Annotated in this window: 18 protein-coding genes; 13 read left to right on the top strand and 5 right to left on the bottom strand. The window is 75.6% G+C overall.

The genetic code is table 11. The annotated features are described in order from the left end of the window. Positions 1 to 4: 4 nt before the first annotated feature. The 7 genes from ACGF7U_RS12485 (at position 5) to ACGF7U_RS12455 (ending at position 7,929) form a co-directional block, all read left to right on the top strand. Positions 5 to 748 (top strand): ABC transporter ATP-binding protein, encoded by a 744-nt coding sequence (locus ACGF7U_RS12485; RefSeq protein ID WP_393105772.1) that lies wholly within the window; start codon positions 5 to 7, stop codon positions 746 to 748. Beyond that, positions 748 to 1,530 (top strand): ABC transporter ATP-binding protein, encoded by a 783-nt coding sequence (locus ACGF7U_RS12480; protein WP_393105770.1) that lies wholly within the window; start codon positions 748 to 750, stop codon positions 1,528 to 1,530. Before ACGF7U_RS12485 ends, ACGF7U_RS12480 begins: the two co-directional genes overlap by 1 nt. Further along, the gene (locus ACGF7U_RS12475; RefSeq protein ID WP_393105768.1) at positions 1,530 to 2,420 is read left to right on the top strand and encodes a branched-chain amino acid ABC transporter permease; all 891 of its coding nucleotides are present in this window, start codon (positions 1,530 to 1,532) and stop codon (positions 2,418 to 2,420) included. The genes ACGF7U_RS12480 and ACGF7U_RS12475 overlap by 1 nt, the downstream gene beginning before the upstream one ends. After that, on the top strand, positions 2,417 to 3,544 hold the full coding sequence (locus tag ACGF7U_RS12470) for a branched-chain amino acid ABC transporter permease (RefSeq protein ID WP_393105766.1): 1,128 nt from the start codon (positions 2,417 to 2,419) through the stop codon (positions 3,542 to 3,544). Before ACGF7U_RS12475 ends, ACGF7U_RS12470 begins: the two co-directional genes overlap by 4 nt. Before the next feature lie 90 nt (positions 3,545 to 3,634). Next, positions 3,635 to 4,381, top strand: coding sequence for an SDR family NAD(P)-dependent oxidoreductase (locus tag ACGF7U_RS12465; RefSeq protein ID WP_393105764.1), 747 nt, complete (start codon positions 3,635 to 3,637; stop codon positions 4,379 to 4,381). Between the two features lie 131 nt (positions 4,382 to 4,512). Further along, a complete protein-coding gene (locus tag ACGF7U_RS12460; RefSeq protein WP_393105762.1) occupies positions 4,513 to 6,705 on the top strand; it encodes a DEAD/DEAH box helicase in 2,193 nt (730 codons plus the stop codon). Between the two features lie 144 nt (positions 6,706 to 6,849). Then, positions 6,850 to 7,929 carry a hypothetical protein gene (locus ACGF7U_RS12455; RefSeq protein ID WP_393105760.1) on the top strand — a complete coding sequence of 360 codons (1,080 nt, stop codon included), beginning with the start codon at positions 6,850 to 6,852 and terminating at the stop codon, positions 7,927 to 7,929. Between the two features lie 39 nt (positions 7,930 to 7,968). Here ACGF7U_RS12455 and ACGF7U_RS12450 read toward each other — a convergent pair whose 3' ends face one another. The 3 genes from ACGF7U_RS12450 to ACGF7U_RS12440 form a co-directional block, all read right to left on the bottom strand. Further along, positions 7,969 to 8,385: a helix-turn-helix domain-containing protein gene (locus ACGF7U_RS12450; RefSeq protein WP_393105758.1), complete on the bottom strand. Its 417-nt coding sequence runs from the start codon at positions 8,383 to 8,385 to the stop codon at positions 7,969 to 7,971. A gap of 134 nt (positions 8,386 to 8,519) precedes the next feature. After that, positions 8,520 to 9,683, bottom strand: a complete 1,164-nt coding sequence (locus ACGF7U_RS12445) for a class I SAM-dependent methyltransferase (RefSeq protein ID WP_393105756.1) — start codon at positions 9,681 to 9,683, stop codon at positions 8,520 to 8,522. A gap of 133 nt (positions 9,684 to 9,816) precedes the next feature. Further along, a complete protein-coding gene (locus ACGF7U_RS12440) occupies positions 9,817 to 11,469 on the bottom strand; it encodes a DEAD/DEAH box helicase (RefSeq protein WP_393105754.1) in 1,653 nt (550 codons plus the stop codon). A gap of 316 nt (positions 11,470 to 11,785) precedes the next feature. On the opposite strand from ACGF7U_RS12440, the gene ACGF7U_RS12435 reads away from it, so the two are divergent. Next, a complete protein-coding gene (locus ACGF7U_RS12435; protein ID WP_393105752.1) occupies positions 11,786 to 12,532 on the top strand; it encodes a ferritin-like fold-containing protein in 747 nt (248 codons plus the stop codon). A gap of 71 nt (positions 12,533 to 12,603) precedes the next feature. On the opposite strand, the gene ACGF7U_RS12430 is transcribed toward ACGF7U_RS12435, so the two are convergent. Both ACGF7U_RS12430 and ACGF7U_RS12425 read right to left on the bottom strand, forming a co-directional pair. Beyond that, complete coding sequence (locus ACGF7U_RS12430; RefSeq protein WP_091102353.1) at positions 12,604 to 12,831, bottom strand: DUF3107 domain-containing protein; 228 nt, start codon at positions 12,829 to 12,831, stop codon at positions 12,604 to 12,606. A 65-nt stretch (positions 12,832 to 12,896) separates the two neighbouring features. Then, positions 12,897 to 13,535, bottom strand: coding sequence for a TetR/AcrR family transcriptional regulator (locus tag ACGF7U_RS12425; RefSeq protein ID WP_393105750.1), 639 nt, complete (start codon positions 13,533 to 13,535; stop codon positions 12,897 to 12,899). 146 nt (positions 13,536 to 13,681) lie between these two features. Between ACGF7U_RS12425 and ACGF7U_RS12420 the strand changes: the two genes are divergently transcribed. The 5 genes from ACGF7U_RS12420 (at position 13,682) to moeZ (ending at position 20,951) form a co-directional block, all read left to right on the top strand. After that, positions 13,682 to 16,714 (top strand): hypothetical protein, encoded by a 3,033-nt coding sequence (locus ACGF7U_RS12420; RefSeq protein ID WP_393105748.1) that lies wholly within the window; start codon positions 13,682 to 13,684, stop codon positions 16,712 to 16,714. 59 nt (positions 16,715 to 16,773) lie between these two features. Next, complete coding sequence (locus ACGF7U_RS12415) at positions 16,774 to 17,748, top strand: alpha/beta fold hydrolase (protein ID WP_393105746.1); 975 nt, start codon at positions 16,774 to 16,776, stop codon at positions 17,746 to 17,748. A gap of 5 nt (positions 17,749 to 17,753) precedes the next feature. Beyond that, complete coding sequence (locus ACGF7U_RS12410; RefSeq protein ID WP_393105744.1) at positions 17,754 to 18,689, top strand: DUF3152 domain-containing protein; 936 nt, start codon at positions 17,754 to 17,756, stop codon at positions 18,687 to 18,689. Positions 18,690 to 18,976: 287 nt separating this feature from the next. Then, positions 18,977 to 19,660 (top strand): DUF3152 domain-containing protein, encoded by a 684-nt coding sequence (locus ACGF7U_RS12405; RefSeq protein WP_393105742.1) that lies wholly within the window; start codon positions 18,977 to 18,979, stop codon positions 19,658 to 19,660. A gap of 109 nt (positions 19,661 to 19,769) precedes the next feature. Continuing rightward, entirely contained in the window at positions 19,770 to 20,951 is a 1,182-nt protein-coding gene (gene moeZ, locus ACGF7U_RS12400; protein ID WP_393105740.1) for an adenylyltransferase/sulfurtransferase MoeZ, read from the top strand. Positions 20,952 to 20,954 lie beyond the last annotated feature (3 nt).

Below are 20,954 nucleotides of genomic sequence, written 5' to 3'. Positions count from 1 at the left end.
ACAGATGCTCGCCACCCGCGGTCTGACCTGGCGGATCGGTGAGGTCGCCATCGTCGACAGCGTCTACCTCGACCTGGCGCCCGGGGAGTTCCTCGGCGTCATCGGGCCCAACGGCGCCGGCAAGACCTCACTGTTCAACCTGATCACCGGCGTACGCCGGGCCACGGAAGGTCGGATCACCCTCGACGGGCAGGACATCGGCTCCCTCCCGCCGCACAGGCGGGCCCGCCTCGGGCTCGGGCGTACCTTCCAGGCATCCTCGGTCTTCGGTTCGCTCAGCGTGCGGGAGAACGTCCGGCTCGCCGTGCAGGCGCACCGCGGGGGCTCGATGAAGCTGTGGCGGCGGGCGGCGGCCGACCGTGAGGTCGCCGCCGCCGCCGACGCCGCGCTCGACCGGGTCGGCCTCGCCCACCGGGGCGCGGCCCTCGCCGGCACCCTCGCCCACGGCGAGAAGCGGAAGCTGGAGATCGCCCTGCTACTCGCCGGGGAGCCGCGGGTCATGCTGCTCGACGAGCCGATGGCCGGCGTCAGCGCCGAGGACGTGCCCGAGCTGGTCTCCGTGATCCGCTCGCTCACCGGCGACAGCGGCCGGTCGGTGCTCATGGTCGAGCACCACATGGACGTCATCCTGGAACTGGCCGACCGGATCGCCGTGATGCACCACGGCGCGCTGCTCGCCTGCGACACCCCGGAGACGGTGATGGCCAACCCCACCGTGCAAGAGGCCTACCTGGGGGAGTCGCTCTAGTGGAACCCATTCTCAGCGTGGAGAACCTGTCGGTCCGGATCGCCGGGCTGCACATCCTCCAGGGGGTGTCCTTCACGGTCGCCCCGACCGGCGTCACGGTCCTGCTCGGGCGCAACGGCGTCGGCAAGACGACCACGTTGCGCGCGATCGTCGGCCTCACGCCGCGCGGCGGCGAGGTGCGGGGCGCGATCCGGATGGGCGCGCAGAGCCTGCTGGCCCGGCCGACGCACCGGCTGATCCGCGGCGGGCTCGGCTACGTGCCGGAGGACCGTTGCGTGTTCGCCGGGCTCACCGTGGCCGAGAACCTCCGGCTCGCCGAGCGGCGGGGCGCCTCCCCGGCGTACGACAAGGTCTATGCGCTCTTCCCGGAGCTGGACCGGCGCGGACGGCAACGGGCCGGCTCGCTCTCCGGCGGCCAGCAGCAGATGCTCGCGATCGGCCGGGTGCTGCTCAACGACAACCGGCTGCTGCTGGTCGACGAGCCGACCAAGGGCCTGGCGCCGAAGGTGGTGACCGAGGTCGCCGAGGTGCTGGAACGGGTCGCCGAATCCGTGCCGGTGCTGCTGGTCGAGCAGAACCTGGCCGTGGTGCGGCGGCTCGCCCGGGACGCGGTCGTGCTGGCCGCCGGCCGGGTGGCCTGGACCGGCGACGCGCAGGAGTTGCTGCTGGAGACCGCCCTGACCAGGTCGTTGCTGGGCGTGGGTTCGGCGGAGGGGCATCACGCGCCGAGCGCGACCAGTGAGCTTGCGGGCCCCGCAGGCGCGAGGAAGGAGCAGCGCTGATGGACACCGTCATCCTGTTGACGCTGACCGGCCTCGGCCTGGCGGCGCTCTACTTCCTGGTCGCCAGCGGGCTCTCCCTGGTCTTCGGCCTGGCCGACGTGCTCAACTTCGCCCACGGCGTCTTCCTCGGCGTCGGCGCGTACGGGACGTGGTGGGCGGCGCACAACCTGCCCGGCGCCGGGTCCGACGGCTTCGGCTTCGTGGTCGCGGTCGCCTTCGGCGTGGCGGCCGGCACGCTGGTGGCGATGCTGGTCGAGCTGGTGCTGATCCGGCCGCTGTACTCCCGCACCATCGAGCAGGTGCTGGTCACCGTCGGCCTCTCGCTGGCCGGCGTGGCCCTGCTCCAGGCGACCTGGGGCGCGGACGCGCGGCCGTTCCCGCGCCCCGAGTGGACCCGGCAGGTCACCGGCATCCTCGGCGCGAACGTGCCGAACGGCGGCCTGCTGCTGATCATCGCCGCGGTGCTGGTGCTCGGTGCGATCCTGGCCTTCCTCCGGTGGACCCGCTACGGCCTGGTGATCCGGGCCGGCGTGGAGAACCGGGAGATGGTCACCGCGCTCGGCATCGACGTGCGCAAGGCGTTCACCCTGGTCTTCGCGATCGGCGGGGCGGCTGCGGCGCTGGCCGGCGCGCTCGGCGGCGTCTACTTCGGCACCGTCTCACCCGGCCAGGGCGGCTCGCTGCTGATCTTCGCGTTCATCGTGGTGGTCATCGGCGGGATGGGCTCGGTGGTCGGCTCCGCGTACGCGGCGGTCGCCGTCGGCCTCACGCAACAGTTCGTCAACTACTACGGCACCTCCGGGCTGGGCGACATCTGCGTGGTCGCGCTGCTGGCCGTGGTGCTGCTGCTGCGCCCGCAGGGCATCGCCGGAAAGGTGGCAACGGCATGACCGAGGTCAAGAGCCCCGAGGTCCCGGCCCCGCCCGCGGCGGTGCCCGGCGAGCTGGACCCGCGGCGGGGACGCTGGCACGGGCTGCGCCCCTTCCTGCCGCTGGCCGCGCTGGCCGTCGCGCTGGTCCTGCCGTACTCCACGCTGCACCTGCCGGGCATCTTCGAGGGGGCGCTCAACTCCCCGGGCACCCTGCAACTGCTCGCCGTCTGCCTGGTCTTCGGCGGTCTGGCCGCCGGGTACGACCTGCTCTTCGGACGGACCGGGATGCTCTCCTTCGGGCACGCCCTCTACTTCGCCGCCGGCGTCTACGGCACCGACATCCTCGTCACCAAGGCCGGGCTGCCGCTCTGGCAGGCGGCGCTGCTGGCGATCACCGGCGGGACGATCCTCGCCGCGCTGCTCGGCGCGGTGGCGCTGCGCACCGTCGGCATCGCGTTCGCCATGGTGACGTTGGCCTTCGCCCAGGTCGGGGCGATCCTGGTGGCCCGCGACTTCGGCGGGCTGACCGGCGGCGAGGAGGGGTTGCCGCTGGACGTCTCCGGGCTGCCGCAGGGGCTGGTCGGGGTCACCAACACGGTCAACCTCTACTGGCTGGCGCTGGCGTACCTGGTCGTGGTGGTCTTCGTGGTGCACCGGGTCTCCGGCTCGCCGACCGGGCGGGTGCTCGCCGGCCTGCGCGACGACGAGCGGCGCATCGGGGTGCTCGGGCTCGACCCGTACCGGTTCAAGCTGGTGGCGTTCACCCTGGCGGGTGGGCTCGCGGCGGCCGGCGGCGTGGTCTACGTCCTGATCGTGGGCGGCGCCTCGCCGCACATCACCTCCTCCGAGTGGACCCTGGCGCTGCTGGTCATGGTGGTGCTCGGTGGGCCCGGCACCCGGTGGGGCCCGGTGATCGGCGGCGTCCTCTACATGTACCTGGACCACCGGCTGGTGGCCTTCGGCACCTCCGACGCGGTGGAGGCCCTGCCGGGGTTCCTGAGCCGGCCGCTCTCCCAGCCGCTCTTCGTGCTCGGCACCGTCTTCATCCTGGCCGTCTACTTCTTCCCCGGCGGCCTGGCCAGCCTCGCCCCGCGCCTGGCGCTCCTGCGGCACTCCCTGCGCACCCCGTCCCGCCGCTCCTGACGGCACGGGCCCGGCCCCGCCGGTATGGAGTTGCGCCCACCCGGCGACGGCTCCAAGATCGGCGGGGCTTCTGCGCGAAGGAGGATCACCATGGGTGAACGGTTTGCGGTTGTCAGTGGCGGTGGAACGGGAATCGGTGCGGCCGTCGCCCGGGCGCTGGTCGCGGACGGATGCTCTGTGCTGGTCGTGGGGCGGCGGGCGGACGTGCTCGCCGCCGCCGCCGACCGTATCGGCGCCGAGTGCGGGCGACCCGGCGCCGTACGCGCCGTCGCCGCCGACCTGACCGACCCCGGGCAGGTCGCCCGGGTGGTCGACGCCGTCGGCGGGCGGGCGGTCGACGTGGTCGTCAACAACGCGGGCGGCTACCTGGGCGGCGACACCGGCACCCTGGCCGCGACGGCGGCGCACTGGCGGGCCAACCTGGACGCCAACGTGCTCACCGCCGTGCTGCTCACCGAGGCGCTTCGGCCGGCCCTGCGCCGCCCCGGCGGCCGGGTCGTCCTGGTCAGCTCGATCGCCGCCCAGCGGGGTGGCGGCGGCGCGTACTCGGCGGCGAAGGCGGCGCTGCACGGCTGGGCGTACGACCTCGCGGCGCAGCTCGGACCGGAACAGATCACGGTCAACGTGGTCAGCCCCGGCTACGTCGCGGACACGGAGTTCTTCGGCGACCGGATGACCCCGGAGGGGCACGCGAAGCGGGTGGCGGCGACCCTGGTCGGCCGCGCCGGCACCCCGGAGGACATCGCCGAGGCGGTCCGCTACCTGGCCGGCCCGGCGGCCGGCTACGTCACCGGGCAGGTGCTCGGGGTCAACGGCGGCTCGGTCCTCGGCCGCTGACCGGGAGGGGCGGGCGGCGAGGGGGCGACTTCGGGGATGTTGTCGCCCCGTCCGGCACGGAAGGGGACAACATCCCCGAAGTAGCGAACTCGGCCGACCGCCCGCCCCGCGAACGCTGGTAGAAATGCCGGATGAGCCAGGATCGGACGGCGGTACGGGAGCGGGCTGAGGCGGTGCTGCGGCGGTTGGCCGGCGAGCACGCCCGGCTCCGCGAGGACCAGTGGCGGGCGATCGAGGCGCTGGTGGTCGACCGCCGCCGGGTGCTCTGCGTGCAGCGCACCGGGTGGGGCAAGTCGGCCGTCTACTTCGTGGCCACCGCCCTGCTGCGCGACCGGGGGCCGGAAGCCGGCGCTCCCGCCGCCGGCGCGCCCGCCCACGGCGCGTCGGCCCCGGCTCCCGGCCGCGACGCCCCCGCCGGGCCGACCGTGATCGTCTCGCCGCTGCTGGCGCTGATGCGCAACCAGGTCGAGTCGGCGGCCCGCGCCGGCATCCGGGCCCGCACCATCAACTCCGCCAACCTGGACGAGTGGGACGAGATCACCGCCGAGATCCACGCCGGTGCCGTCGACGTGCTGCTGATCAGCCCGGAGCGGCTCAACAACCCGGACTTCCGGGACACCGTGCTGCCGAAGCTGGCGGCGACCACCGGCCTGCTGGTGGTCGACGAGGCGCACTGCGTCTCCGACTGGGGGCACGACTTCCGACCGGACTACCGGCGGCTGCGTACCTTCCTCGGCAACCTGCCGGAGCGCACGCCCGTGCTGGCGACCACGGCCACCGCCAACGCCCGGGTCACCGCCGACGTCGCCGAGCAGTTGGGTGACGCCCTCGTGCTGCGTGGCAGCCTCGACCGCGAGTCGCTGCGGCTCGGCGTGGTCGACCTGCCGAGCCCCGCGCACCGGTTGGCCTGGCTCGCCGACCACCTGGACCGGCTGCCCGGCTCGGGCATCGTCTACACGCTCACCGTCGCGGCGGCGGGGGAGACGGCCGAGTTCCTCCGCTCCCGGGGCTACGCCGTCGCCTCCTACACGGGCCAGGCCGAGGACGCCGACCGGCGGGCCGCCGAGCAGGACCTGCTGGACAACAAGATCAAGGCGCTGATCGCCACGAGCGCCCTGGGCATGGGCTTCGACAAGCCCGACCTCGGCTTCGTGGTGCACCTCGGCGCGCCGCCCTCGCCGATCGCGTACTACCAGCAGGTCGGCCGCGCCGGCCGGGCCGTCGCGCACGCCGAGGTGCTGCTGCTGCCGGGCGTCGAGGACGCCGCCATCTGGCGCTACTTCGCCTCGCTCGCCTTCCCGCCGGAGGAGCAGGTCCGCGCGGTGCTGGCGGCCCTGCACACCGACCGTCCGCTCTCCACCCAGGCCCTCGAACCGATCGTCGACCTGCGCCGGGCCCGGCTGGAGCTGATGCTCAAGGTGCTCGACGTCGACGGCGCGGTCCGCCGGGTGCGCGGCGGCTGGCTCGCCACCGGCGAGCCCTGGGTCTACGACGAGGCCCGGCTGCGCCGCGTCGCCCAGGCGCGCACCGCCGAGCAGCAGGCCATGCGCGAGTACGTGAGCACCCCCGACTGCCGGCTGCGCTACCTGCGCGAGTGCCTGGACGACGCCGGGGCCGCCGACTGCGGCCGGTGCGACCGCTGCGCCGGTCCGCTGTTCACGCCCGAGGTGTCGGACGTCGCGCTGATCGCCGCGCAGACCTTCCTCGGCCGGCCCGGCGTGGAGATCGGGCCGAAGAAGCTCTGGCCGACCGGGCTGGAGGCGGTGGGTGTACCGCTCAGGGGGCGGATCGCCCCGGCGGAGCAGGCGCTGCCGGGGCGGGCGGTGGGGCGGCTGTCCGACCTGGGCTGGGGCGGGCGGCTGCGCGGCCTGGTCGGGCCGGAGGCGGCCGACGGGCCGGTTCCGGACGACGTGGCCGCCGCCGTGGTCGAGGTGCTGAAGGCGTGGGCGCACGGCGACGACCCGTGGCCGCGCCGCCCGGTCGCCGTGGTGGCGGTCGGCTCGCGTCGCCGGCCCCGGCTGGTCGGCTCGCTCGCCGAGCGGATCGCCGCCGTCGGCCGGCTGCCCCTGCTCGGCCAGGTGACGCCGGCCGGCCCGGCCGCCGGTGAGGGCCCGCGCGGCAACAGCGCCCAGCGGGTACGCGCGCTGCACGGTGCCCTCACCGTGCCGGCGGACCTGGCCGACGCCCTCGCCGGGCTCGCCGGGCCGGTGCTCCTCGTCGACGACCTGGTCGACTCGGGCTGGACGATGACGATGGCCGCCCGGGAGCTGCGCCGCGCCGGCGCGCCCGACGTGCTGCCGCTGGCCCTGGCCGTGGCCGGCTGACCCGCCGGCCGGTAGAGCTGCGCGGTCCCCGTCGGGGCCGGGGACGGGAAAGTTCCCGGCCGGCCGGGAGTGCGACCGTCGCCACCCCGCGTCGATGCGGGACCGGGCCGATCGTGACGGAGGGTAGCGTGAGCGGCATGACCGATGAGCAGCCCGGCCGCGAGCGGGACGGCGGCGGTGCCTGACCAGTCCCCGGTGGTGCCGGACCACGCCCCGGCCCTGGGGCACCTGGCGTCGGGCGCGTCGGACCGCCCCTCGGCCGTGCCGGACCAGTCCTCACCCGGGCCCGACCGGGCCGCCGTGGAGCCCCGCCGGGTGTCGGCCGTGCCGGACCGGAGCACGCTCCGGCTGGCGCTGGTCGTCGGCGGACTGGTGCTCGCGGTGCTGCTCGGCTTCGGTCTCGGGCGGCTCGACGGCGGGGGCCCGTCCGCGTCGGCGGGGCTGGACAGCGCCCTCGGCGAGCACACCCACGCGCCGGGGACCGGCGCCCACCAGCACGGCGCAGACCAGGGCACGGTGGCGGAGGCGTCCGGCCTCTCGGTCACCTCGGCCGGCTACACGCTCACCCCGGTGGCGTCGACGTTCACCGCCGCCCGGCCGGGCGAACTGCGCTTCCAGGTGCGCGACGCGCAACGCCGCCCAGTGACCCGGTTCGCCGTCGTGCACGACAAGCCGATGCACCTGATCGTGGTGCGCCGCGACCTGACCGGCTACCAGCACCTGCACCCCACCATGGCCGCCGACGGCACCTGGTCGGTGCCGCTGACCCTGCCGCAGCCCGGCGTCTGGCGCGCGTACGCCGACTTCACCGCGCTCGCCGACGACGGCCGGCAGGCGGCGGTGACCCTCGGGGTCGACCTGGTCGCGCCCGGCGGCTACCAGCCGCGGCCGCTGCCCGCGCCGGCCACCACGGCCACGGTCGACGGGTTCACCGTCAGCTACCAGGGCACGCCGCAGACCGGCCTGACCGTGCCGCTGACCTTCCGGTTCGGCGCGGCCGGGGGCACCCCGACGCTGGAGCGCTACCTCGGCGCGTACGGGCACCTGGTCGCGCTGCGCGAGGGCGACCTGGGTTACCTGCACGTCCACCCCGAGCCGCAGGCGGCCGACGGGGCGGTGACGTTCTGGGTGACCACGCCCGGCCCGGGCCGCTACCGGCTCTACCTCGACTTCCAGGTCGGCGGCGTGGTGCGGACCGCCGAGTTCACGCTGACCGTGCCCTGACGTCGGCCGGCGGCCGGCGCGGACGCCGACGGATGGCGGTCAGCCGGCGCGGCGGATCGGGCGGCGGGCCAGGTAGCGCAGCAGGTCGCGGATGTGGTGCTTCTCCTCCGCCGGCACCGTCGGGTCGGCCAGCCGTTGCAGGATCACCCGGACGTCCGCCTCGACCGGGCCGTCGTCGAGGCGTCGGCGCGGCGAGGGGCCGGCGTCGGGCAGGCCGAGCGCGCGGAACGCGGCCGCGACCGGCAGGTCCAGCGCGGCACAGAAGCCCCGTACCTTGGCGAGCTCCGGATAGTCCTGCCAGTCGCCGGCGAGCCAGCGGAACACGGTGGAGCGACCGACGCCGGTGTGGGACGCCAGGTCCGTGACCGTCCACCCGCGCTCCTCGCGGGCGTCGTCGATGGCGCGCCGCACGAAGCGTGCGAAGGCCATCTGCGGCGATACCTCTACCGAACCCATCCCTGCGGGTCTTCCCTCCCGACCGGCACCCGGCGGTGCGCCTCCGAGGGTAGTACGGAAAGGTAAGGAAACAATTGACTGACCGACCAGACCGTCCCGTGGGCGGGACTTTCCGCCGGGAACGATGACGTGGATCACCCGGCTGACGGGGCCGGGGCCGCCGGGAGCAGGGTCTCCAGCCGGGGGGTGACTCCCCACTGGTCGACCAGTTGCCGGTACTCCGCCCGCTGACCGTCCGTCGGCGCGGTGCCGGTGCGCCGGGCCCGGATGAGCAGGTTGCGCGGCGTGTGCCGGGAGTCGACGAACTCCACCACCTCGGCCCGGTAGCCGTGCAGGCGGAGCAGCCCGGCCCGCAGCGCGTCGGTGAGGACGTCCGCGAAGCGCTCGCGGAGGATGCCCTGCCGGGTCAGCAGGTCGTACGGCGCGGGAGCCGGCCGCGCGCGCAGCTGGGCCGCGACGTCGTGGTGGCAGCACGGCGCGGCGAGCACCCAGCGGGCCCCCCAGCGCACCGCCCGGGCCAGCGCCTCGTCGGTGGCGGTGTCGCAGGCGTGCAGCGCCAGCACCAGGTCGGGGGCGGGTGTCACGACGGCGTCGGCGATGGTGCCGGCCACGAAGCTCACCCGGTCGGCCCAGCCCAGCCGCTCGGCCAGCTCGGTGTTGCGGCGGCGCTGGTCCTCCCGGACGTCCACGCCGACCAGTTCGACGTCGAGCCCCCGCTGCGCCAGCCACCGGTACGCGGCGAAGGTCAGGTACGCGTTGCCGCACCCGAGGTCGACGACCCGCAGCGGCCCGGTGAGGTCGTCGGGGAGGGTCGCCGCCAGCGCCCGCAGGAACGCGTCGACCTGCCGCCGCTTCGCCGCCGAGCCGCCGATCTCGGCGAAGATCGGGTCGCCCGGGTCGAGCAGGTACTCCTTCGCCCGGTCGTGCCCACCCGGCTCGGCCACCGGCCGCGCCGCGGCGGCGCGGTGGACCTGCGCCTCGCCCGACTTGGTCACCCGCAGTTGCAGCGTGGCGTCGGCCGTCTCCACGTGCCAGTTGCCGAACGGCTCGGCCAGCAGCGCGTCCACCGCCGCGTCCGCCTCCGGGCCGGGGGCGACGTTGCGGGTGTACGGCCGGGAGCCGTCGGAGGTGGAGATCTGCAGCCGGGGACCGGCCTTGAGCGCGACCGGCCTCAGCTCGGCGCGGACCACCGAGGGGCGGTGCCCGCGTCGACGCCCGGCGGCGACCGCCCGGGTCAGCGCGGGGTCGAGCAGCAGGGCCCGGACCTCGGTCAGGGCGGCATCCAGCGGTTCGGGCATTGCTCCATCTTCCTCGTCGTCGGCGGGGCGCCGCCGCGCGGCCCGACACCGCCGGGCACCCCGTGCACGGGGCACGACGGCGACATCCCCGCACCGGGGACCGGTACGGGGATGTCGGCTGTCGTGCGTGGGGTCAGTCGGCGGTCGTCGCCTCGGCCGGCGTACCGGCGGAGCCACCGCCACCACGACGGCGCCGGCGGCGGCGCGGCTTCGGCGCCTCGCCCTCGGCGGCGGCCGGGGCGTCGGCGGCCTCGGCGGTGATCACCGCGGTCGGCTCGCCCGAGACCGTCTCGCCGGCCCGGCGACGCCGACGGCGACGCGGGGTGCGGGTGCCCTCCTCGGTGGCCTCGGCCGGCGCGTCGGCGTCCGGCTCGGCGATCGTCCCGGCGGCGTGGCCCTGGCGGCGCTCACCGCGACCGCGGCTCTCGCCGCGCCGGGCACCGCGGCCCTCGCCCCGGCGGGACCGGCCACCGCCCAGGTCCTCCTCCACCTCGGCCGACAGCCCGGCGCGGGTGCGCTCGGCGGTCGGCAGGGTGCCGCTGACCTCGGTGGGGATGTGCAGGTCGGTGTAGAGGTGCGGGGACGTGTGGTACGTCTCCGGCGGCTCCGGCATCTCCAGGCCCAGCGTCTTGTCGATGATCCGCCAGCGGGGCATGTCGTCCCAGTCGACGAAGGTCACCGCGACGCCGCTCGCCCCGGCCCGGCCCGTGCGACCGATCCGGTGGGTGTAGGTGTCCTGGTCCTCCGGGCAGTCGTAGTTGATGACGTGGGTGACGCCGCTGACGTCGAGCCCGCGCGCCGCCACGTCGGTGGCGACCAGAATGTCGATCTTGCCGGCCCGGAACGCCCGCAGCGCCCGCTCGCGCGCGCCCTGCCCGAGGTCGCCGTGCACGGCGGCGACGGCGAAGCCCCGGAAGTCGAGGTCCTCGGCGACCCGGTCGGCGGCCCGCTTGGTGCGGGTGAAGATCATGGTCAGCCCGCGCCCCTCGGCCTGCAGGATGCGGGCCACGATCTCGATCTTGTTCATCGAGTGGGTGCGGTAGACGAGCTGCTCGGTCTGCGGCGACGGCCCGGTCTCGGCGGTGTGCCCGGCGTGGATCGTCACCGGGTGGCGCAGGAAGCGCCGGGAGAGGGTGACGATCGGGTCCGGCATGGTCGCCGAGAAGAGCATCGTCTGCCGGTCCTCCGGCAGCATCGCGAGGATCCGCTCGACGTCGTCGAGGAAGCCCAGGTCGAGCATCCGGTCGGCCTCGTCGAGGACCAGCGCGTGCACCCGGTCCAGGCGCAGGTGCTTCTGCTTGGCCAGGTCGAGCAGGCGGCCGGGGGTGCCGACCAGGATCTCCACGCCCTTGCGCAGCGCGTCGACCTGCGGCTCGTACGCCACGCCGCCGTAGATCGGCAGCACCCGGACGCCCCGGGTCCGGCCGGCGGCGGCGAGGTCCTTGGCGACCTGGATGCCCAGCTCGCGGGTGGGCACGACGACCAGCGCCTGCGGCACGCCGTCGCTGCCCTCGCCCGGCGCGAAGACCCGCTCCAGCAGCGGTACGCCGAAGCCGAGGGTCTTGCCGGTGCCGGTGGGCGCCTGCCCGATCAGGTCGGTGCCGCGCATGGCGATCGGGAGCGCGTACTCCTGGATGGCGAACGCGCGGGTGATGCCGGCCGCGGCCAGCGCGTCGACGGTCTCCTGACGCGCGCCCAGCTCGGCGAAGGTGGGTGCCTCCGGTCGCACCGGAGCGGTGGGGGCCAGTTCCTGGCCGTCCATGAGGTCTTGGGTCAGCTCGCTCATATGGATTTGGGGGTGCCCTCTCGTGGGTGCGCCCCGTCATGTCCTCAGGGCGCGATCGGTGTGGCGCGGGCCACACGGTCGGCGGCAGACTGCCTGGCCGGACCGGGCCGCACGCGCGCCGTGGGGTCGGACTTCGATCGGACCGACCGGTCGGTTGGACCAGCCTGGCCAGCTCGGCGCCCACGGCAACTGCTCTATCCTACCCGAACCGCCGGGTGGGCGTCCTGATTCCTGGAGCGGGCGGTGCGTCCGGGGTTGCCTCATGTGACCTGCGTCACTCCACCCGAAGATGCGGCCCCGGCGGTAGCCTGCGCTCGTGCCCGACCCCGATCACGATCCGCCCGAGAGTGCCGTCCCGGACCCGTCCGGCAGGACGCTGCCCGGCGCCGCCGCCACGGACCCGACCGGCCCCGCCGTCACCGAACTGCCCCACCACGCCGTCACCGACCTGCTCGGCCTGGTGGCCCTCGGTGAGCTGCTCGCCTTCGAGCGGATGGCCGTCGACGCCCGGCTCGCCCCGGACCTGCGCCGCCGGGCGGCCCTGAGCGAGATGGCCGCCGCCGAGATCGGCAACTACCGGCGGCTGGCCGACCGGATCGCCGCGCTCGGCGTGCTGCCGGACGACGCGATGGCGCCGTACGTCGCGCCGCTGCAGGCGTACCACGATTCGACCGAGCCGCGGGACTGGGCGGAGGCGGTGACCAAGGCGTACGTGGGCGACGCCATCACCGACGACTTCATCCGGGAGATCGCTGCGGCCCTGGCGGAGCCGGACCGCCGGCTCGTCCTCGACGTGGTGCACGACTCCGCGTACGCCGACTTCGCCGTCGCGGAGATCCGGGCCGCCCTCGCCGCCGACCCGAAGGTGGCCGGCCGGCTCTCGATGTGGGCGCGGCGGCTGGTCGGGGAGGCCCTGTCGCAGGCCGGCCGGGTCGCCGCCGCCGACCGGGGCGCGCTGACCGCCCTCATCGCGGGGAACGACCGGGTGGACGTGCAGGGATTGTTCCGCCGGCTGACCGCGGCACACACCACGCGGATGGCCGCCGCCGGGCTGAACAACTGACGCACCGGCCGACAACGGTCGGCGGATCCGCGACGGGTGACCGGGTCACCCGTCGCGGCCGGCCGGCCTGGTCAGCGGACGGTGAAGCCGACCGCTCGCGGCGACGCCTCGGCGATCTCGACGTAGGCGACCTTGTTGACCGGCACGATCACCCGCCGACCCTTCTCGTCGGTCAGGGAGAGCGTGCCCTCGTCCTTGGCCATGGCGTCGGTCACGATCTGCTCGATCTCGGCCGGCGACTGCGCGCTCTCCAGCACCAGCTCGCGGGGCGCGTACTGCACGCCGATCTTGACCTCCACAGTGCCTCCTCGTTCGGGCGAAAGAGCCGCCGATGGGAAGGCTATCCGATCTCGCGGCCCGATGCTCAGGCTGACTCACCTTGCAACGGGAAGCTGGCGATGCCCCGCCACGAGAGGGCGGCGACCAGCGCCTCCGCCTCCGCCTTGGGCACCTGCCGGCCGCCGGCCAGCCAGAACTGCGCGGCGGTCTCGGCCGCCCCGACCAGGCCGGAGGCGAGCAGCTCGGCGTGCGCGCGGCTGACCCCGGTGTCGGAGATGATGGTGTCGGTTATCGCCGCGATGCAGCCCTGTTCGACCCGCTCGACGCGCTGCCGCACCGCCGGGTCGTTGCGCAGGTCCGACTCGAAGACGAGGCGGAACGCCTCGCTCTCGTGGTCGATGAAGTCGAAGTAGGCGCGCACCGACGCGCCGACCCGCTCCTTGTTGTCGTTGGTGCCGCGCATCGCCTCGTGCACCTTCGCGAGGATCGCGTCGCAGTGCGTGTCGAGCAGGGCGAGGTAGAGCTCCATCTTGCCGGGGAAGTGCTGGTAGAGCACCGGCTTGGAGACCCCCGCCCGCTCGGCGATGTCGTCCATCGCCGCCGCGTGGTAACCCTGGGCGACGAACACCTCCTGGGCCGCGGCGAGCAGTTGCTTGCGGCGCGCGGAACGGGGCAGGCGGGTGGGCCGGCCGGCGGTCTGTGCACCGTTCCCCACAGCGGTCATGGGAACCTCCGAGTTTCTTCGTACGAGCCGGCATTTCACCCGAACCGGTCGGGGCTCATGACCCGTCGCGGAATTGGCCCGCCGCTGTAACTTATCGCCACTGTCACCACACGGTAGCCTCAGCGGGGGCGACCAAGGAGCGCGCGGTGAGTGAAACAGGGCAACCCGGTGCCGCCACCCCGGGAGAGCACGGCGACGGGACGGGTCAGCGGGACGACCTGGGCCGGGCCGGCAGCGGGTGGGCGCCCCCGACGGCCGGTTGGTCCCGGGGCCAGGACCTCTCCGGGGTCCGCGAGCACCCCACGGCGTGGGCCCAGCCCGAATCCGTTCCCGGCTGGGCCGCCTCGTCGCCCCGCCACGGCGACCTGCCGTCGCCGCTGCCCGGCCCGCCGGCCGGAGCCGAGCCGCCGGCCCGGGTCAACGGCCACCACGCCAACGGCGTCAGCCACGCCGACGACGCGCCCGCCGGCCGCCAGGCGCCGGTGAGCGCCCCGCCCGGCATCCCCGGCGAGCAGCGCCGCGATCCGGGCGGCGACCGGCTGGTGGTACCCGCGCAGCGGCCGGCGCCCGCGGCCGAGCAGCCGGGGGGTCCGCAGCACGGGCCCGCCGAGCCCGAGGGTGGGCCGGCCCGGCACTCCTCCGACGAACCGTCGCTCGGTCGCCAGACGCGCTGGGCGGAACCCGGCCTGCCGACCTCGGCCCCGCCCGCCGTGCAGGTCCCGCCCGTCGGCACGGCGGCCAGCGGCTTCGAGGTGCCGCCGGGGTTGCACGCGCCGACCGCCGACCGCGCCGCCGCCGAGGAGCCCTCCCCGACCGCCCGCGCGCAAGGCTGGGCCGACCCGTTCCCGCCGGAGCCGCCGTCCCCCGACCCCCGCCCGTTCCCGCCGACCGTCGAGCGCCCGCCCGCAGCCGGGACGTCGGCGGCCGACCGACCGGCGACCGGCGACCGGCTCTCCGGCGTCGACCGCGCGCTCGGCGCGGACCGGCCCTTCCGCGCGGACGACGGCTCCGGCGCCCTCCACGAGCACCACGGCGGCGGCCCCTTCCGTGCGGACCACGGCTCCGACCCCGGTCGCAGCCCGCTCGCCGGGCAGGACCCGCCGGTCTCCGCGGAGAAGGACGGCCCGTCGACCGCCTACGGCACGTCGGGCCCGGACCGGCCGGCCGGCGCGGAGCACGCGGCGGGGGGCGAGGGTGGGCCCGGCGTCGAGCGGGAACCGGACGCCTCCCGTCCGCCGGCCGTCGAGTGGTCCCCGGCGACCGAGCCCGACTGGTCGGGCCCGAACTGGAACCGGCCGAGCTGGGGCAATGCCTGGGCGCCGCCCTGGTCCCGGGAGGAGACCGAGCCGGCCGGCCGCCGGTCCCGGGACGAGCCCGGGTCGACCGGCCGCCGGTCGCGGGCCGAGGATGAGCCGGTCGGCCGCCGGTCGCGCGAGGAGGGCGAGCCCGTGGGGCGCCGGTCCCGCGAGGACCAGGCGCCGGCCTGGGCCGCCGAGCCGGCCCGGTCCTACGAGCCGTCGCGCGCCGAGCCGGGGCGTCCCTACGACGCCGGGCCGGCCGAGTCCACGCCCCGCCCGGCGTACGAGCCACCGGCCGACCCCGCCGACCGGGCCACGTCGCCCGTCGCCAGCCGGTCCGTCCCGGTCCCGATGGAGCGGCCCGCCTGGGCGGGCGGAGGGCCGTCCGGCGCGCCCGCGAGCGCGCCCCCGGCCGCGTACGACCTGGCCGGCCCGGAGGTCACCACCCCGGCACCGGCAGTGGACGAGACCGCGGCCCGGGCCGCGCGGCCGTTCCGGCTCCGGCCGGTCAGCGAGGAGGTGCCTGCGGCGTCGCCGGAGGCACCGGGCGGCCCGCAGGCCGCCACCGGTCCCGCCGCGAGCGGGCCCGGGCGGCTTGACCGCAGCCCGTCCGCGCCCGCCCCGACGAGCGCACCTTCCTACGCGGCCCGCCGATCCGCCCCCGAACCGGCGCCCACTGCCGAGCCGGCCGGCGGCGACGGGCTCCCGGACCGCCCGGCGGCGGTGTTGCCGCAGCGCGTACCCGCCGAGCCGGACGTGCCCGTCGTGCCGGAGCCGCCAGCCGTGGAACCCCCCGCCGAGACCCCGGAACTCGCCCGCATCGCCACCCACCTGCGCCGTGACGACGAGCCCGCACCGCTGCGGGAACGGCCCGAGGGCTTCGACGTCAACGCGATCCTCGACGCCGTACGCGGCGTGGCCGGCGTCCGCGACGCGGCGCTGCGCCGCACCCCGGCCGGGGCGCACAGCCTGCGACTCGACCTGGCGGACGGGGCCGACCCGGCCGAGGTGAGCCGGCAGGTCGCCCGCCTGCTCCAGGAGCGGATGGGGCTGGCCGCCGCGCCGCAGAACGTTCCCGGCATGCCGGCCGCGCCGGCCCCGCCGGTGCGCCGCCGGTCGGCGGAGCCGCGCGCGGCCGAACCCAGGTCGCCCGGGTCCGCCGGGCCACGGGGCGCCGAGCCGGCGGCCGCCGAGCCGCGGGTGCCCGGTAGCCGGGCGGCCGGCGGCCCGCCCGCAGCCCCGCAGGCCCGCGCCGAGCAGCGTCCCGAGGCAGCGCCGGAGCCCCCGCGCCGCCGGCGTCAGTCGGCCGCCCCGCACCGGGGTCGGGCCACTGTGGAGGAGCCGGGCTCGGTCTCCGTCGCCCCGGCCGGGCCCCCGCCCGGCAGCCCGGCGACCGTCGGCACGTCGTACTCCGGTGGGCAGGTGACCACGACGGAGACCGCGCCGTCCCGGCCGCTGGACACCGGCGGCGCGGCCGGTCCCCGGGTCGTGATCGACCACGTCCAGGTGAGCACGTTCGGGCTCGACGCCACCGTGGAGGTGCGCCTCGTCGCCGGCGGGGAGAGCGCCGCCGGCTACTCGACGGGACCGGCCGTCGACGGGTACGTGCTGCGACTCTGCGCGGTGGCCGCCGCGGCGGCGGTGGACGAACTGCTCCGCGGCGGGGACCCGGGGCCGGAACGGGGCCGCTGCTTCGTCGAGCACGCCGCGGTGGTGCCGTTCGGCAACTGCGAGGTGGCCACGGTCGTCGTGCTGCTCGTCTGCGACGGCTGGGTCGAGCAGCTCGCCGGCTCCGCGCTGGTCGCCGGTGATCCCCGGCAGGCGGTCGTCCGGGCCACCCTGGCCGCGGTCAACCGTCGGCTCGAGGCGCTGCTGGCCTGAGCGCGGGGGAGCGGGTCCGACGCGCTGCCGCTTCGCGCGGGCGCGGGCAGACTGGAGGGATGAAGCGCGCCACCCTCTGGCCGGACCATGCCCTTCCCGAGCACTCCGTGCCGCCGCCCTGGCCGGGGCGCGAGGTGCGCCTCGACGGCACGGTGACGTACGTCCGGGACACCCCGGCCACCGCTCCCGGCGCGGAGCCGGCGCTCTACGTGCACGGCCTGGGCGGCTCGTCGCAGAACTGGACCGACCTGGCGGGCCTGCTCGCCGACCGTCTCGACGGGCAGGCCATCGACCTGCCCGGGTTCGGCCGCAGCGAGCCCGGGCGCCGCTACACCATCCCGGCCTTCGCCGAGCGGGTGATCCGCTGGATCGAGCACTCCGGCCGGGGGCCGGTGCACCTGTTCGGCAACTCGCTGGGCGGGGCGGTCTCGGTGCAGGTGGCGGGGCTGCGGCCGGACCTGGTCCGGACCCTGACCCTGATCTCGCCGGCCCTGCCGTTCCTCGACTTCCGGCGCTCGTTGCAGGGCCGGATGCTGCCGCTGCTGGCGATCCCCCGGGGTGAGCGCCTGGCCGCCTGGCGGCTGGCCCAGCTCGCGCCCGAGGTGATGGCGCAGCAGGTGCTGGAGGCGTGCATCGCCGATCTGAGCCGGATCTGCGAGCAGCGTCGGCAGGAGGCGCTGGAGGAGATCCGGGTGCGCTACGAGGCCGAGCACTACGCGGCCGCGTACGTCCGGACCTTCCGGGGGCTGGTCTCCAGCTTCCTGCGGTCGTACCTGCCGGGACCGGGGTCGCTGTGGCGGCTCGCCGCCGCGGTCCGGGCGCCGACGCTGGTGGTCGGCGGGCGACACGACCGGCTGGTGGACGTCCGGGTGGCGCCGCAGACCGCGCGGGTCATCCCGGACAGCCGGCTGTTGATGCTCGACGGGGTCGGTCACGTGGCACAGGTGGAGGTGCCGCGCCTGGTCGCCCGCGCGGTGCTGGGCCTGCTCGCCGAAACGGGGGACACCGCGAAGCGGTCCGACATGGCAGGCTGAGCGGGATGCCCTCTGCACGCCGCCGCCCCGCCACGCCCCCGACCGGGGGCCACCGCACCGACGCCCCGCGCGGAGGGCGTGGCCAAGCCACCAGGCGGGTCCCGGCCGGCCCCGACCTGACCCGTCCCCGGCACCGCCGTCCGGCCCGCCGGCGCCGGCTCGTCGAGCTGGTCGCGCTCGTCCTGGCGGTGGGTGCGGCCGTGGCGGTGGTCGCCGACCGGCGGGGCGCCGACGTCGGCGCGGAGGTGCTCACCGCCGAGCAGATGCCACCGGCACCCGGGCTCGCGCCGGTGTCCGCCTCGCCGGTCCCGTCGTCGCCCGCCGCCGCGCCGCCGGTGCTGCGGCTGCCCGGGCCGGTGCCGTCGGAGGGCCGGGGCAGCTTCGGCTACGACGACCGGGTGGGTCCGGTGCTGGGTGAGACCGGCACGCTGCGCCGCTACCGGGTCGCCGTGGAGTCCGGCTCCGACGAGGACGCGGGCGAGTTCGCGGCCGCCGTGGAGACGGCGCTCACGGGGCCGGGGAGCTGGGTCGACGGGGGGCTGCGCCTGCAGCAGGTACGCGGCGACGCCCGGCACGACTTCACGGTCTACCTGGCGACCGCCGCGACGGCGGGCCGGATGTGCGCGGCCGGCGGGGTCGACATCCGGGTGGGCGGGCGGCCGTACACCTCGTGCCGGGCGCCCGGCAAGGTGATCATCAACCTGGACCGTTGGCGGCTCTCGGTGCCGCACTACGTCAGCGCCCGGGTGCCGCTCTCGGTCTACCGGACGTACGTGGTGAACCACGAGGTCGGGCACCAGTTGGGGCACCGGCACGAACGGTGCCCGGGCAAGGGCCGACCGGCGCCGGTGATGATGCAGCAGACGCTGTTCCTCGACGGTTGCGTCGCCAATCCGTGGCCCTACCGCGACGGTCGGCGCTACGCCGGGCCACGGCTCTAGGCGGCGGCGGACATCGGGCGCAATGGCGCGAAAAGGTGACGGAACGGTCGTGAGCGGCCCGTCATTGCGCTAGCGGAATTGCGTATAAGGCGCGGAAATGCCCGATTAAGTGGGACGCTCGATTCATGACGCCGTCGTCCCCTTGCGACCCGCCTGGACCGTCCTCGCCCCACTCTTCGCCGTCGCCGCGCCCGCGAACCCCGTTCCGCGACCGGCGCCCGCCGGCCCTGTTCCGGGACCGTCGGGCCGTCGGGCTCGGCCTGGCCCTGCTGCTCGCGGCGGCCGTCATGGTGACGCTGCCACGGGCGGGCGACCCGGCCGGGGACCCGTCCGCGGGCGGCCGGGGCCGGACGGCCCACGGGGCCGGGGCGGGCGAGCGGGCGCGGCCCACCCCCTATCCGCGGGAGGGCACGGGCAGCTTTGCCACGGCGACCGGGGACTCCCCGGTCCGGGGCACGAACGGGCCGGTGTGGCGCTACCGGGTGGCCGTGGAGTCGGGCACCGGGCAGGACGTCGCCGCCTTCGCCGCCACCGTCGACGAGGTGCTGGCCGACCCGCGTGGCTGGACCGCCTCGGAGGAGCTGCGGGTGCAGCGGGTCGCCGAGGCGGCCGACGCCGACTTCACCGTCTACCTCGCCACGCCGGGCACCTCGGAGCGGATGTGCGCCGAGGGCGGCCTGAGCACCGAGGGCTACACCTCCTGCCGGCTCCCCGGCCAGGTGGTCATCAACCTGGCCCGCTGGCTGGAGGCGGTTCCGGACTACGGCGCACCGCTGGAGACCTACCGCGCCTACGTGATCAACCACGAGGTGGGCCACGAGTTCGGCGAGGTGCACCAGGCCTGCCCGGCGCCCGGCGAGCCGGCGCCGGTGATGCAGCAGCAGACGTACGGCCTGGACGGCTGCGTCGCGAACGCCTGGCCCTACGTCGACGGCTCGCGCTACGCCGGCGAGATCGTCCCCGGCATCTGAATATTCCCGTTCCCGCAGTTCGGGCGACGTGTCCCTCCTCATGGCCGGCCGACCCAACCACGAGCGACAATGGCTCGGTTCGCCACCAGCCGATTCCGGGGAGTCCACCGTGTCGTTGCCCCCGCTCGTCGAGCCCGCCGCCGAGCTGACCGTTGACGAGATCCGCCGCTACTCGCGCCACCTGATCATCCCGGACGTCGGGGTCGAGGGGCAGAAGCGGCTGAAGAACGCCCGGGTGCTCTGCGTCGGCGCCGGTGGCCTCGGCTCGCCGGCCCTCATGTACCTGGCCGCCGCGGGCGTGGGGACCCTCGGCATCATCGACTTCGACACCGTCGACGAGTCCAACCTCCAGCGCCAGATCATCCACGGCGTCTCCGACGTCGGCCGCTCCAAGGCCGAGTCGGCCGCGGCGTCGATCCGCGAGATCAATCCGCTGGTCAACGTGGAGATCCACAACACCGCGCTGGACCGGGACAACGTCCGCGACATCTTCTCCCGGTACGACCTGATCGTCGACGGCACGGACAACTTCGCCACCCGCTACATGGTCAACGACGCGGCGGTGCTCCTCGGCAAGCCGTACGTCTGGGGTTCGATCTACCGCTTCGACGGCCAGGCGTCGGTGTTCTGGGCCGAGCACGGCCCCTGCTACCGCTGCCTCTACCCGGAGCCCCCGCCGCCCGGGATGGTGCCGTCCTGCGCCGAGGGTGGCGTGCTCGGCGTGCTCTGCGCGTCGATCGGCTCGATCCAGGTCAACGAGGCGATCAAGCTGCTCGCCGGCATCGGTGAGCCGCTGGTCGGCCGGCTGATGGTCTACGACGCCCTGGAGATGAGCTACCGCAAGATCAAGGTCCGCAAGGACCCGAACTGCGTCCTCTGCGGCGACAATCCGACGGTCACCGACCTGCTGGAGGACTACGAGGACTTCTGCGGCGCGGTGTCGGTGGAGGCCCAGGAGGCGGTGGTCGACTCGACCATCACCGCGCTGGAGCTCAAGGAGTGGCAGGACGCGGGCAAGGACATCTTCCTCGTCGACGTCCGCGAGCCGGCCGAGTACGAGATCGTCCGGATCCCCGGCGCGACGCTGATCCCCAAGGGCGAGATCATCTCCGGCGAGGCGCTGGCCAAGCTGCCGCAGGACCGGCAGATCGTGCTGCACTGCAAGTCCGGGGTCCGCTCGGCGGAGGCGCTCGCCGCGCTGAAGGCGGCCGGGTTCCGCGACGCGGTGCACGTGCAGGGCGGCGTGCTCTCCTGGATCAAGCAGATCGACCCGTCGCTGCCCGCGTACTGACGC

The sequence above is a fragment of the Micromonospora sp. NPDC047670 genome (assembly GCF_043204915.1).
Taxonomy (GTDB): domain Bacteria; phylum Actinomycetota; class Actinomycetes; order Mycobacteriales; family Micromonosporaceae; genus Micromonospora.
This window is presented reverse-complemented; position numbering and strand designations above follow the sequence as displayed.